A 12,357-nucleotide genomic window follows, 5' to 3' on the forward strand; every position below is an offset into this window, starting at 1 on the left:
CGATTCATGTGCTTTTCCTCTTCACGCCGGGTTGTGTGTCGGACACTGCCAACCTAGGAACCGGCGAGCGGGCACCGATAGAACGAGCGCGCCCTTCACTGGTACCGGTGCGCCAACCCGCAGGCGCCGGCGAACAGTGCGCCGATTTCCTTATGTCGAGGTCCAATGGATTTCGGTTAATTCGCGCTGCGACTACTTGCCCTGAAAGTTGGCCTGGCGGCGCTCGATGAACGACTGGATTCCCTCTTGGAAGTCGTGACTGTCGAAGACGGCGCCCTTCACGTCGTCGATCGCGGCGATGGCGGCGGTCTCGCCCTGTTCGATGTATTTCAGGGCGGACGCCTTGGTGGCTCGAACGCCGAGCGGGGCATTGGCGCAGATCTCACGCGCCAGTTCGATTCCGCGCTCGATATGCTGGCCGAAAGGCACGACTTCTTGGACGAAGCCGAGCTCGAGGGCGCGCTGGGCGTCGAACTTGTCAGCCCGGAGCAGGTGGTACATCGCATTACCCCAGCCGGTCCGGGTCAGGTAACGGAAATGGGCACCGCCAAGGGGTGCGAGGCCGCGGGCGACCTCGAGCTGCTGGAACTGCGCGGTATCGGCGGCAACGACAATGTCGGCGGCGAGCATCATCTCGATGCCGACAGTCAAGGTGAGGCCCTGAACCACGGCCACGATCGGCTTGGTTGCGCGCCGCCCCAGAGCGAACGGATCGACCAGAGTCGGGTCGATGTCCGCGTCTGCTTCCGGGCCGAAGAACTTGGGCATGTCCAAGCCTGCGGTGGTGTTCTTACCGGCGGAGCGGAACACCGCAACCCACAAGGATTCGTCCTCGTCGAATGTGGTCAGATGGTCGGCGAGCTGGCGCATCATGTCCGGCGTGTAGGAGTTCAACTTGGACTCGTTCTCGACCGTGATGATCGCGATGTTGCCGTCCCTCTCGAGGGTGACCTCGCCGGGCGTGTGCTCTTGGCTCATGAAATGGCTCCTTGTCCATGGTGAGTTCGCGCCGGCCACGTGGAGGCGGCGACTAGACTGGATCGTCTAGTCGTTGGCGTCAAATGTCAACAGCGCACACGTCGACGCGATGGCGCCCGCTTCGCGGGCTTCCCGGCGTGACCGTTCGTCATTGCATACTGGCGGTGGCGCATCCATACCAGGGCGCGGCGCACTCGTCCTATGAGCCGCCGGTCGCGCATTCGTAGGTTTGTGCTCGTCCCACACCTCGCGACCCGCGCCGGACATCCAAAGATCGGGAAATCGGTCATGAAACCGGCGACGCCCGAACTGTGCCGGGACCCGTTCCGTCTCCTGCTTTCAGGGGAGGGAATGGGAGACAGGATCTCTCGAATCGAGCTGACCATCAACCGGAGGTCACGATGAAGAAGTTGCACATGCGGGCATTCGGGAAGCCGAGCACGGCTTCGGAGCTGATCGAGTCGAAGACTCCCGAACCCGGAGCAGGACAGGTGCTCGTCGCGATGGAAGCCGCCCCGATCAACCCATCCGACGTGCTTCTCATCAGGGGACTCTATGGGCATCGCCCGACCCTGCCCGCAGCCCTGGGAACCGAAGGCGTCGGTCGAATCGTCGCCGTTGGCCCTGCCGTCGATCCTGCCCGCATCGGCGAGCGGGTCCTGATCATTCCTACCCTGAAGCACGCCACGTGGCAGGACCAGATCGCGATCGACGAGGATGACGCCATCGTGGTCGATCCGGCGGCCGATGTCCTGCAGCTGGCGATGCTCGGCGTCAACCCTGTGACGGCCGACCTCCTGCTCCGTCGCTTCGTCGATGTCCCGTCGGGTGGATGGGTCGGACAGACCGGCGGTAATTCTGCTGTGGGCCGCTACGTCATCACCCTGGCCAAGCACGCCGGTTACCGCACTCTCAATGTAGTGCGCCGCCCCGAAGTCGCCGCGGAGCTGCTGGAGTTGGGTGCCGACGCAATCGTCGTCAGTGGACCGGATCTCGGTGTGCAATTGAAGAAGGCGCTCGGGGACGAGCGGATCTCACTTCTGCTGGACGCGACAGCCGGGGACGTGGTCGCGGAACTCGCTCCTTGGCTCGTCCATGGGGGCACCCTCGTCAGCTACGGAGGAATGAGCGGCGCCCCGGTCGTCGTCCGACCGGGCGACCTCATCTTCCGCGATCTTCACGTCCGGGGCTTCTGGCAGAAGGGCTGGCTCGACACAGCGCCTCTCGAGGAGTTCACCGCCGCCTATGCCAGGCTCGCCGCCCTCGTCACCGACGGCACCTTGCGGGTCCCCATCGCGGCCACCTACCCGCTCGAGAAGTATCAGGACGCCCTGATCCATGCCACCCAGGCCGACCGCGTCGGCAAGGTGCTCTTCGCGTGGTGACGGTAATGCGGCGAATTATGGTGATCCACTGTTCGAACACGACAGATGTGTCGGGATATCGGTTCAGAACCCTCGGTCGGAGCCGTCCGCCGTAGCGCTGCGCGCGCGCAGCAAACGCGTCTGGGCCGCAGCTTCGAGCTGCCGCTGATGCTCGACATGGACGACCTCGGCCGACTGCACCAGCTGCTTGACCTCTCGCGCGGCGGCGGTGTCTGCCTGCAGGAGAGTGTGAGCCATGGCCCGAGTTTCGCTTTCGAGATCGTTGACAGGCACCACGCTGTGTGCGAGGCCTAGTGAGAGCGCCTCCGCGGCAACAATATTGCGTGCAGTGACACAAATTTCGAGCGCGCGGCCGTATCCAACTTGCCGGACCAGGGGTGTCAGCCCCGTCAGGTCGGGCACCAGGCCGAGTGCGACCTCCTTCATGCAGAATGTTGCGTCGTCGGCCACCACCCGGAGATCGCACGCGAGTGCGAGTTGGAAGCCGGCACCGACTGCGTGTCCCTGGACGGCGGCGATCGAGATGAAGTTCGAGTTACGCAGGAACAGGAAGCCGTCTTGATATTCACGTATGGTGCGCGCGACGGTCATGTCGGTACCGTCGAGTAGGCCGGAAATGGTCTCGCCGTCGGCAGCCTCGTGCGGCGAGGCAGGGTCTTTCAGCATCGATCGATCCAAACCGGCCGAAAAACTACGCCCTTCAGCGCGAACGATGACAACGCGGATGTCAGTCGGCATTGTCTGCCCCAATGCGGCGAGTGCTCGCCACATTGCCGGGCTCTGTGTATTGCGTCGTTCAGGTCTGCACAGCGTGATTTCGGCTATCGGTCCGCTCTGTGTGAATCGGAGGCCTGCCGACTGCAACTCGGCCTCGGTCGGGCCTGCCATCGAAAGATGTTTCACTCCAGTCATCTTCGCTTCTCCCTGTTCGGTACGCACTGTGGGTGCTCGGCTTGCAGTCCGGGCGGAGTGAGCGGACCCAACGATCATCGACCTCGGATTCCCATTATGCAACAAGTTGCATTAAAGTTGTCGGTGGTGGTACTTTCTGCTCGATCCGCTATCAGGCTCACACTTGGCCCCCGATCGCGAGCGGTCTCTTCTTCTGCCGGATGGGTGTGTGCGTCGCCCCACCTCACGTCTCGGAAAGGACGTCATGTTCCCCGAACTGTTCGCGGTCTCAGGTAAGACGGTTCTGGTCACCGGCGGTACTCGTGGCATCGGCTACATGATCGCCGAGGGTTATCTCCGGGCCGGCGCCCGCGTGTACATCTCTTCCCGTAAAGAAGCCGCGTGTGTCGAGGCAGCGGAGCGCCTCTCGGAATTCGGTGAGGTACATGCCATCCCGTGCGACGTCACCAGCGAGGAGCAGTGTGCGGCGCTGATCGACGCCCTCGGTGCACGGGAGCCGAGCCTTGACGTGCTGGTCAACAACGCCGGTGCAACCTGGGGTGCACCGTTCGACGAGTTCCCCGACTCCGCGTGGGACAGGGTGCTCGCCGCCAACGTCAAAGCTCCTTTCACATTGACCAAGTTGGCGCGCCCGCTTCTGGAGAAGGCGTCCAACCAAGACGACCCTGCCCGCGTGATCAACATCGGCTCGATCGACGGGCTGGCAGTGCCGGGCGTCAGCAATTTCTCCTACTCGGCGTCCAAGGCCGCCATCCACCACCTCACTCGCCACATGGCCGCGGAGCTCGCGCCATCGATTCTGGTCAATGCCATTGCACCCGGGCCGTTCCCGTCGAAGATGACGGCTGCGATGTTGACGGAGGTCGGCGATCAGCTGAGAGACGCCTCCCCGGTAGGCCGGATCGGCGAGCCCTCCGACATTGCTGCGACGGCAATCTTCCTGAGTTCTCGTGCCTCGAACTACGTGGTCGGTGCGGTCATCCCGCTGGACGGCGGTTTGAGCACCACCATCGGCCTCACATTCTAGAAGGACCATTACCGTGTACACAGCACCACTTGCCCAATACGACTTCCTCTACACCGAGGTCCTCGGCACAGACATTCTCGAGACCGTGACGAACGGTGAGATCAAGGCCGCTGACGCTGCTGCAGTCCTGACTTCGGCAGCGGATTTCGCCGCCGAAAAGCTGCGTCCGCTCAATACTGTCGGTGATCGTGCTGGCAGCGTGCTCTCCGATGGTGCTGTCACGACCCCGGTCGGGTACAAGCAGGCCTACCGTTCCTTTGCCGAGGCTGGTTGGGTGGGGTTCGGCCTCGATCCCGCAATTGACGGCGGAGGTGCGCCGTTCCTGCTCTATAACGCGGTCTCGGAGTTGTGGTCCGCAGCCAATCCGGCGTTCTCGGTGTGCTGGCTGTTGTCGACCGGTGCGGCCGCGGCGTTGCACTCGGCCGCTAGCCCTGAACTGAAGGATGTGTACCTGTCAAAGGTGGTGTCCGGGCAGTGGACCGGCACGATGAACCTCACCGAGTCGGATGCTGGTACGGATTTGTCTGCGATCCGCACCATCGCCCGCCCCAATGTGGACGGTACGTGGGCGGTCACCGGGCAGAAGATCTTCATCACGTGGGGAGATCACGACCTCACCGAGAACATCGTGCATCTCGTGCTCGCCCGTACTCCGGATGCTCCCGTGGGACTGGCCGGGTTGTCGCTGTTCGTGGTTCCGAAGTTCCTCCCCGATGGCCGAGGCGGTATTGGTGAACCCAACCGCGTCACCACTCTTTCCCTGGAACACAAGCTCGGTCTTCATTCCAGTCCTACCTGTGTGCTGGATTATGCCGACGCGACAGGCTATCTCGTCGGAGACCTGCACCGTGGCCTCTCGGCGATGTTCGTCATGATGAACACCGCCCGCATCGGCATCGGACTGCAGGGCCTGGGGCTGGCGGACCTCGCCTACCAGCAGGCTCGCGACTATGCCCAGCAGCGAGTGCAGGGCACGGTGGTCGGACGACCGTCGGGTACCCCTATCGCCGAGCATCCCGACGTTGCTCGCCTGCTGACATCGATGTCGAGTTCTATCTCGGCGATGCGCGCCTTCTCGATGCAGGTCGCCGAGTGGTTCGACCGCTGGCAGCGCACCGACTCGCCCGACGCCGCGGAGCTCGCCGAATTCTGTGTGCCGATCCTCAAGGCCTGGTTCACCGAGGAAGCCGTCCGCATCGCCTCCGACGGGGTCCAGGTATACGGCGGCTTGGGTTTCATCGAAGAAGCGGGTGCGGCGCAGCACTATCGCGATGCTCGGATCATGCCGATCTACGAGGGCACTACCGCAATCCAGTCCAATGATCTGCTCGGCCGCAAGCTGATTCGCGATGGGGGAGTGACTGCGCGACGCTTGTTCGATCAGATCGACTCCAGCGTCGGATCGCTTCGGGTGATCGAGCACCCGGTGGCGGCGCGTACGGCGGAACGGCTCGATCGCGCCCTGCAGACCGTGCGTGACGCGACCGAGACACTTCTGTCTCACGCGGCGCGGAATCCTCGTGACGCCTACGCCGCCTCGGTTGATTACCTGACGATGCTGAGCCTTCTCGTCGGGGCGTGGATGCACGGCCGCATCGTCGCGGCTGCGCTCGCGCACCCCGAATTGTCCACCGCCGACCAGCAGCGCCTGACCGAGGCCGACTTCTACGGCGCCCATCATCTGAGCCGCGTTCATTCGCTGGCCGAGGCGATACGCGCAGGGGAAATCGGATGAGCGGCCGCACTTGAACAGATCCCCGGCAGCACGGAAAAGCCTCAGAATGAAGAACTCACAGAAAGCACGAATATTTATGAGCGACCTCGCGATCGATGTCTATACCTGCCAAGCGTTCGAACTGCCCGGTGGCGGTTCGTTCTCGCCCACCACCTCCACGCTGATCACCGGGCCGACCGAAGCGATCCTCGTCGACACCCAGTTCCTGGCCACCGACGTCGACGAGGTGATCGATCAGATCGAGGATTCCGGCAAGCGGCTGACCACGGTCTTCATCACCCACGGCCACTTCGACCACTACTTCGGTCTCGAGCGGCTGCTGAACCGATTTCCGGAAGCCCGCGCGGTCGCAGTACCGGCCGTGGCGAAATCCATCGCCACCAACCTCGAGAGTGATCGCGCCTACGTCCGCGATTTCTTCGGCGGGCAGGCCCTCGACAACGCCGCGGTACCCGAACCGCTCGACAACTTGGTCCTCACCGTCGATGGCACGGAAATGCTGGCCATCGAGATCGAGCAAGCCGACACCTCGCCCACCGCGATCGTCCATATCCCTACCCTGCAGACGGTGATCGCCGGAGACGTCGTCTACAACGGTGTCAATCCTATGCTGGCAATGACCAACCGGAACGACTGGCCCAGCTGGATCGCCAGCGTCGATTACCTCGCGTCGCTGAACCCCACCACGGTGGTCGCCGGACACAAGCGCCCCGAACTCGACGACCCGGCCGCGTGCATCGACGAAACGCGTGAATACCTGCAGGAATTCGTGGCCAACGTCGATGACCTCGAGAACGCACGCGAACTCGTCGCCCACATGCAGTCGCGTTTCCCGGACCATGCCAATCCCTCGACGCTGGTGGTGTCGGCGGTGACGGCATTCAAACAGAAGAAGAAAGACGCGTGACGCCGTCATCACCTGTGCATGCCAGCTGAAGACTCGACCGACTCGGTGCCTCTTACGCCTAGCGCGCTGAGATCGCCTCGGCGGACGCGTAACCACCCTCGCGTCCGCCGAATGCTGCTGCACCACCTGCGGATCGGACCCGCTCGTCGGGACATTCATCGACACCGGCGGATCTGATTCGCTCTCTATCAAAGGCCATCTCCCGCATGACCGAACACACTCCCGCCCGCAACCGCGAACAATGGGGCATCGACGAGATCGACGCGCTGGTCGATTGGCAGTTCGAGGAAGGTCGCAGGCGAGGTGACGGCCCGCGACCAAGCGAAACTGCGCCGACCAGAGACAAATTGACCGAGGTGGTTGGTGCGCTCCACTACGCGATTTCCCAAGTGTGTATGTTCGTGAACGGTGTACATCGGTTGGCGCGGACGATTCCGCTGATTGCCCAGTCTGAAGCTGCGGTAGGGGCTCGACTACACGCGCGCCGCGGACCGGGCGTCCCAGGCTCACGATAATCCTCCTTCGGGTACCCCCGTTGGGGTTACCGGGAGGTGCCCGAGAGTTCTGCCGAAAGCGTTGATCAGACCGAGGAATCGACGATGCCGGCGGCGTCGAGCAGTGTGCCGGCCGTCTCGACAGCGAGGCAGTCGAGGCGCTCTGCCTGAACGACGGAGCGGGCGCTGGCTCCGTCCAGTACGAGAGTGAGCTGTCGGGCCAGCCGGGCGGGGTCGTTCGCACCGCCGCGCTCGGCTTCCCGCTGGAAGAACGAGGTCAGCTTGTCCTTCTGCCGACGGGCCACCACACTCGCCGGATGCTCGGGCGCCTTGACTTGGACGGCCGCCGCAACGAACGGGCATCCACGAAATTCGTGTGTCCGCTCCAGGTCTTCGAATCGTTCGAAAACGTGCAGTATCCGTGCCCGGGGCGCACGGTCGTCGTCTGCCGGCAACAGCGAGCCTTGATAGTCCGGTGCCGTGCGCTCGAGCAGGCTGGCGGCGACCAGGTCATCTTTGCTGTCGAACAGCTGGTACATCGACCGCTTGGATACACCGGCCGCTCGGCACACAGCGTCGACGCCGATGTGGACGCCCTGCTCGTAGAACAGCTTCGCTGCGGCGTCGAGCAACCGGTCGCGCGAAGAGACGGCACCGGCACCCGCTGCAGACGAGGACGTTGCTGTGTTGGTCATAGGCAACAGGCTACCCCTCGAGTTGCGCTTTGAAAACCGATCTGTTTTCCTCATTGGAAACAGATCGGTTTTCGAACTGACTGGCACATGACTAGCAACAAAGGGGACACATGACTACCACGATTGGGGCACCTGCCTCAGATAGAGCAGGCCGTCGCGGCTCGCACGCCTTGCGTTGGTGGGTGCTTGTCGTGCTGGGCGTGGCTCAGCTCATGGTGACGCTCGATGCGACTGTCGTGAACATCGCGCTGCCCGCGGCCCAACAGGACCTCGGCTTCAGCGACGGTGACCGGCAGTGGGTCATCACCGGTTACGCGCTGGCATTCGGCAGCCTGCTGTTGCTCGGCGGTCGACTGGGTGACCTGTTCGGCCGGCGAAACACCTTCGTAGTCGGTCTGATCGGATTTGCGGCCGCGTCTGTCGTGGGTGGCGCGGCGGGCAACTTCGAGATCCTCGTCGCGGCACGTGTCGGCCAGGGTGTCTTCGGTGCTCTGCTGGCCCCCGCCGCGCTCTCCCTGCTCACTGTGACTTTCACTGAAAAGTCCGAAAGAGCGAAGGCCTTCGGCATTTTCAGTGCGTTGTCCGGTGCAGGCGCCGCGATCGGTCTGCTGCTCGGTGGGATGCTGACCGAATGGGCGTCCTGGCGCTGGGTGATGTTCGTGAACGTCGGATTCGCCGCCGTCGCTCTGGTTGGTGCGGTGCTGCTGCTGGCCAAGCATGTCACCACCGAGCGGCCCAAGCTCGACATTCCGGGCACCCTCGTGGTGAGCGCCGCATTGTTCGCCATCGTCTACGGATTCGCGCACGCCGAATCATCCGGCTGGACCGACCCGGTCACGCTCGGGTGCCTGATCGGCGGAGTCGTACTGCTCGCGGTGTTCGTCTGGCTGGAGGCGAGGGTCGCACATCCGCTGCTGCCCCTGCGACTGGTGCTGGACCGCACGCGCGGTGGTTCGTTCTTGGCGGTGTTCGTCATGGGCATGGGAATGTTTTCGATTTTCCTGTTCCTGACCTTCTATCTGATTGTCAGTTTGGGCTACTCGCCGATCGAGGGAGGTCTGGCGTTCCTGCCGATGGTCGCGGGCATCGTTCTCTCGTCGACCACGGTGCCGTCGCTGCTGTTGCCCAGGGTCGGTCCGAAAATTGTGATCAGCAGTAGCTTCCTGGTTTCCGCAGTCGGCATGGTGTGGCTGACGCAGCTCGAATTGGGCAGCAGCTTCGTTGCCGAAGTCCTGCCTGGCCTCGTCTTGCTGGGTATCGGCCTCGGTGGTGCGATGACCACCGCGTTCCAGGGCGCGACCGCAGGTGTGCACCACGACGATGCCGGTGTCGCCTCGGCGCTGATCAACACCAGCCAACAGGTGGGTGGCTCGATCAGTACGGCGCTACTGACTACCGTCGCCGCATCGGCGATGACCGACTACCTGACCTCGCACCAGCCCGGCCCGCTGACCGTGGCGCAGGCCCACGTTGCCAGCTATACGGCCACGTTCACATGGGGTGCCGGAATATTCGTGGCCGGTGCGGTGATCGCGGCATTCCTGGTGCCGAATGCAGCTCTGGCACCTTCACAGGGCGAATTGGTGATGGCGCACTGAGCTGTTCCGCTCGAACAGCACCACGTCCGCGTCGCGATGACGCGGACGTGGTGCTGTCTGTGTTCGGCCGCGCGAGGGAAGTTCGGGCCACGCGCTAGGCGTCGGTAGTGGGCTTACCGACTTGGCGTGAGTTCTACCGTCCGGCGGCGATCCGGGCCTTCTCGAGCGCGGCGAGAGTACGGAGCACGGTGGCGCGCTGCTTCTCGAGGTCGCTGAGGCGGGCGCGTGCCGCCAACCCGACGGGTTCGCCGATCTGGCTCATCTGGGCGTCGATCGACGTGAGCTGCTCGAGAAGTCCGGTCACCCGGGTTTCGAGCGCGGCGACGTCCACGGAGTCGGTGCGCACGGGTGCCACGGGCGGGGTGGTCGAGCTGCGGGGCGAGCTCGGGCGACTCGACGTGGACGGCGAGGACGTTCCGGAGTGGGCCGAAGTGCGAGTCTCCGAGACGACGCTGGCGGCCCGGGGGCGCAGCGCCTTACGCACGGCCGCGGGGTCGGGAAGCTCGGACAGCTTCACCTCGTTCAGTTCACGACGTGCATCGCGGGCCTTGACACGGTGTTCGCGCTCTTCGTCGTCGTCCGACTGCAGCGTGCCACCGAGGGGGCGCAGACCGTACATGCCGAGGAAGCGCCGGGCTTCGTCGATCACGGTCTCCTTCTCGCGGCAAGCGCCACAGCGAGGTTCGTTGCGGAACATCTCGACAGCATGGTCATCTCCGCACCAGACGCAAGCCCCCGGCGACCAACGCCGGACGTTTCGAATTGCACCGATATCGATAGGGCCCGAGAGAGTTTGCGCGTCGATCACGACGAGCCACAGTAGGGCACTGCGAGCCCGGGCGACACACTGCCCCTCGGGCGACCTGCGCTTCTGCGAGCGGGCGTGACGAAGATCATGTTCACCCTCGGGTGAGGGGGTGCAATCGCTGTGTGCTGCACTACTTTTCCCGACCAGTAAGTTTCATTCGCCCGCGCCGATCACCGTGGTCAGCCACTCGACAAGTGGCCGCATCTCGCGCCACGCTGCCCGCACTTCCTGCGCGGAACGCGGACTGTCGATCCAGTCGGGGGAGAGGTATTTCTTGCTCGCGGTCAGCGATTTGTGACGCATCAGTTCGAGGCGCGGGTGATCCTCGGCAACGCCACGAGGCCGCGTTTTCAGTGTGTCGCCGCCGATCTCGAATCCCGACGACTGCAGCTTCTTCACGAGCCGCACCAACTGGCGTCCCCGGCGGTCGTCGTCGACGGCGTCGCGGAACCGGGTGACTTGAACCGGCGTGTGCGAGTAGAAGCCTCCCGCGACGAACAAGCCCGATGCATCGATCTGCACGTAGAAGCCGACTCCCGGGCGCGTTTCGACGAAGCCGCCCTGATGGGTCTTGTACGGGGTCTTGTCCTTCGAGAAGCGGACGTCGCGGTAGGGGCGGAACACCTTGCCCGCGCCGAACTCGTCCTCGAGTTCGGCCAGCAACGCCGTCATGGGTGCCCGCACTACGTCGTCGTACACCGCTTTGTGCGCGGTCCAGAAGCTCTTGCTGTTGTCTGCCTCGAGATCCTCGTAGAAGTCGAGTGCAGCGATAGGTATCCCGGTGAACACGACAGAAGGCTACGCCTGTGCGCCTTTTTGGTCGTTCCCACTACCAAAAAGGCGCACAGGCGCGGAGCGCCTAGGCGTTGCCGTTGAACAGCGAGGTCACCGAGCCGTTCTCGAATACTTCCTTGATGGTGCGCGCGAGGAGCGGAGCGATCGACAGCACCGTCAGCTGCGCGAACTTCTTCGACTCGTCGATCGGGAGGGTGTTGGTGACGATGACTTCCTTGGCACCACACGCTGCGAGACGCTCGGCGGCGGGGTCGGAGAGCACACCGTGGGTGGCGGCGATGATCACATCTCCGGCACCGGCCTCCTTCAGGATCTTCACGGCGCCGGCGATGGTTCCACCGGTGTCGATCATGTCGTCGATGAGGATGCAGGTGTGGCCTTCGACCTCACCGACCACACGGTTCGACTTCACCTGGTTGGGCACCAGCGGGTCGCGGGTCTTGTGGATGAACGCCAGCGGGGCACCGCCGAGGGTGTCGGCCCACTTCTCGGCGACACGGACGCGACCGGAGTCGGGGGAGACGACGGCGATGTTCTCGGTGCCGTAGTTGCCGCGGATGTACTCGGCCAGCTGTCCCTGGGCGTGCATGTGATCGACAGGTCCGTCGAAGAAGCCCTGGATCTGATCGGTGTGGAGGTCGACCGTGATGATGCGGTCGGCGCCGGCCGTCTTGAGCAGGTCTGCGACGAGGCGAGCGGAGATGGGCTCACGTCCGCGGTGCTTCTTGTCCTGGCGGGCGTACGGGTAGAAGGGCAGCACCGCGGTGATGCGCTTGGCCGATCCACGCTTGAGCGCATCGATCATGATCAGTTGTTCCATCACCCAGGTGTTCAGCGGGGCCGGGTGGCTCTGCAGCACGAAGGCGTCGGAGCCGCGCACCGACTCTTCGAAGCGGACGAAGATCTCACCGTTCGCGAAGTCACGAGCAGTCTGCGGAGTGACCCGCACATCGAGCTCCTTCGCCACCTGCTCGGCCAGCTCCGGATGCGCGCGACCAGAAAAAAGCATGAGGTTCTTCTGGT

12 protein-coding genes are annotated in these 12,357 nt (G+C 63.8%); 5 read left to right on the forward strand and 7 right to left on the reverse strand.

All coding sequences use genetic code 11. The features are described 5' to 3' along the window. Nucleotides 1–192: 192 nt before the first annotated feature. Nucleotides 193–978 (reverse strand): crotonase/enoyl-CoA hydratase family protein, encoded by a 786-nt coding sequence (locus ACH49N_RS35375; protein WP_250776429.1) that lies wholly within the window; start codon nt 976–978, stop codon nt 193–195. A gap of 401 nt (nt 979–1,379) precedes the next feature. On the opposite strand from ACH49N_RS35375, the gene ACH49N_RS35380 reads away from it, so the two are divergent. Then, complete coding sequence (locus tag ACH49N_RS35380) at nt 1,380–2,363, forward strand: zinc-dependent alcohol dehydrogenase family protein (RefSeq protein WP_250776428.1); 984 nt, start codon at nt 1,380–1,382, stop codon at nt 2,361–2,363. Nucleotides 2,364–2,426: 63 nt separating this feature from the next. On the opposite strand, the gene ACH49N_RS35385 is transcribed toward ACH49N_RS35380, so the two are convergent. After that, nucleotides 2,427–3,353, reverse strand: a complete 927-nt coding sequence (locus ACH49N_RS35385) for an enoyl-CoA hydratase/isomerase family protein (RefSeq protein WP_358277033.1) — start codon at nt 3,351–3,353, stop codon at nt 2,427–2,429. A gap of 166 nt (nt 3,354–3,519) precedes the next feature. On the opposite strand from ACH49N_RS35385, the gene ACH49N_RS35390 reads away from it, so the two are divergent. The 3 genes from ACH49N_RS35390 to ACH49N_RS35400 are packed head-to-tail and all read left to right on the forward strand — an operon-like array spanning nt 3,520 to nt 6,944. Next, nucleotides 3,520–4,302: an SDR family oxidoreductase gene (locus tag ACH49N_RS35390; RefSeq protein WP_250776431.1), complete on the forward strand. Its 783-nt coding sequence runs from the start codon at nt 3,520–3,522 to the stop codon at nt 4,300–4,302. 13 nt (nt 4,303–4,315) lie between these two features. Further along, the gene (locus tag ACH49N_RS35395) at nt 4,316–6,037 is read left to right on the forward strand and encodes an acyl-CoA dehydrogenase (RefSeq protein ID WP_358277034.1); all 1,722 of its coding nucleotides are present in this window, start codon (nt 4,316–4,318) and stop codon (nt 6,035–6,037) included. A gap of 46 nt (nt 6,038–6,083) precedes the next feature. Continuing rightward, a complete protein-coding gene (locus ACH49N_RS35400; RefSeq protein WP_250776425.1) occupies nt 6,084–6,944 on the forward strand; it encodes an MBL fold metallo-hydrolase in 861 nt (286 codons plus the stop codon). 188 nt (nt 6,945–7,132) lie between these two features. Here ACH49N_RS35400 and ACH49N_RS35405 read toward each other — a convergent pair whose 3' ends face one another. Both ACH49N_RS35405 and ACH49N_RS35410 read right to left on the reverse strand, forming a co-directional pair. Further along, the gene (locus tag ACH49N_RS35405) at nt 7,133–7,318 is read right to left on the reverse strand and encodes a hypothetical protein (protein ID WP_358277035.1); all 186 of its coding nucleotides are present in this window, start codon (nt 7,316–7,318) and stop codon (nt 7,133–7,135) included. Nucleotides 7,319–7,524: 206 nt separating this feature from the next. Continuing rightward, a complete protein-coding gene (locus ACH49N_RS35410) occupies nt 7,525–8,133 on the reverse strand; it encodes a TetR/AcrR family transcriptional regulator (RefSeq protein ID WP_250776424.1) in 609 nt (202 codons plus the stop codon). A 110-nt stretch (nt 8,134–8,243) separates the two neighbouring features. Between ACH49N_RS35410 and ACH49N_RS35415 the strand changes: the two genes are divergently transcribed. Next, complete coding sequence (locus ACH49N_RS35415; RefSeq protein ID WP_250776423.1) at nt 8,244–9,731, forward strand: MFS transporter; 1,488 nt, start codon at nt 8,244–8,246, stop codon at nt 9,729–9,731. A gap of 133 nt (nt 9,732–9,864) precedes the next feature. Here ACH49N_RS35415 and ACH49N_RS35420 read toward each other — a convergent pair whose 3' ends face one another. From ACH49N_RS35420 to ACH49N_RS35430, 3 genes are all read right to left on the reverse strand, one after another. Then, the gene (locus tag ACH49N_RS35420; RefSeq protein WP_204164797.1) at nt 9,865–10,539 is read right to left on the reverse strand and encodes a hypothetical protein; all 675 of its coding nucleotides are present in this window, start codon (nt 10,537–10,539) and stop codon (nt 9,865–9,867) included. Between the two features lie 153 nt (nt 10,540–10,692). After that, a complete protein-coding gene (locus ACH49N_RS35425) occupies nt 10,693–11,328 on the reverse strand; it encodes a DUF2461 domain-containing protein (RefSeq protein WP_250776422.1) in 636 nt (211 codons plus the stop codon). Between the two features lie 70 nt (nt 11,329–11,398). Then, nucleotides 11,399–12,343: a ribose-phosphate diphosphokinase gene (locus ACH49N_RS35430; RefSeq protein WP_374435471.1), complete on the reverse strand. Its 945-nt coding sequence runs from the start codon at nt 12,341–12,343 to the stop codon at nt 11,399–11,401. Between the last annotated feature and the right edge of the window lie 14 nt (nt 12,344–12,357).

This window comes from Rhodococcus sp. NPDC019647, from assembly GCF_044389235.1.
Classification (GTDB): domain Bacteria; phylum Actinomycetota; class Actinomycetes; order Mycobacteriales; family Mycobacteriaceae; genus Rhodococcus_F; species Rhodococcus_F oxybenzonivorans.

Excerpts from the sequence above, each read along its gene's own strand:
- ACH49N_RS35430 (WP_374435471.1), bottom strand. The coding sequence starts at position 12,343 with ATGCTTTTTTCTGGTCGCGCGCATCCGGAGCTGGCCGAGCAGGTGGCG.
- ACH49N_RS35415 (WP_250776423.1), top strand. The coding sequence starts at position 8,244 with ATGACTACCACGATTGGGGCACCTGCCTCAGATAGAGCAGGCCGTCGC.
- ACH49N_RS35380 (WP_250776428.1), top strand. The coding sequence starts at position 1,380 with ATGAAGAAGTTGCACATGCGGGCATTCGGGAAGCCGAGCACGGCTTCG.
- ACH49N_RS35410 (WP_250776424.1), bottom strand. The coding sequence starts at position 8,133 with ATGACCAACACAGCAACGTCCTCGTCTGCAGCGGGTGCCGGTGCCGTC.
- ACH49N_RS35385 (WP_358277033.1), bottom strand. The coding sequence starts at position 3,353 with ATGATCGTTGGGTCCGCTCACTCCGCCCGGACTGCAAGCCGAGCACCC.
- ACH49N_RS35400 (WP_250776425.1), top strand. The coding sequence starts at position 6,084 with ATGAAGAACTCACAGAAAGCACGAATATTTATGAGCGACCTCGCGATC.
- ACH49N_RS35390 (WP_250776431.1), top strand. The coding sequence starts at position 3,520 with ATGTTCCCCGAACTGTTCGCGGTCTCAGGTAAGACGGTTCTGGTCACC.
- ACH49N_RS35375 (WP_250776429.1), bottom strand. The coding sequence starts at position 978 with ATGAGCCAAGAGCACACGCCCGGCGAGGTCACCCTCGAGAGGGACGGC.